This is a genomic window from Neisseria sp. P0001.S005 (assembly GCF_051963715.1).
Genome location: NZ_JBQCTZ010000993.1, coordinates 1 through 261, shown reverse-complemented (window position 1 = coordinate 261; position 261 = coordinate 1). Strand labels below are relative to the sequence as shown.

The following is a 261-nucleotide window of genomic DNA, read 5'->3' as shown; positions in this document are numbered from 1 at the left end:
GGTTTACTATATAATACCGTCCAAACCAACCATAACTTACTCATTGCAGGGAAGATAATGAAAAAAGTGCTGATTGTACATTACTCGCAAACGGGGCAGCTCTCCAGCCTGGCGCGAAATTTTGCCGCGCCGTTGCAAACAGCCGGGATACAGGTCGATTGCGTCAATATCGTACCGGAGCAGGCATTTCCGTTTCCGTGGCCGTTTTGGCGTTTTTTCGATACCTTTCCTGAAACCGTCCATTTAAAACCCGCCCCGATT

At 48.3% G+C, this 261-nt stretch carries 1 pseudogene; it reads left to right on the top strand.

Annotated features, from left to right (window positions below):
* Positions 1 to 57 precede the first annotated feature (57 nt).
* Positions 58 to 261: pseudogene (locus ACTHSP_RS23810) on the top strand (dialkylrecorsinol condensing enzyme); the annotation flags it as partial.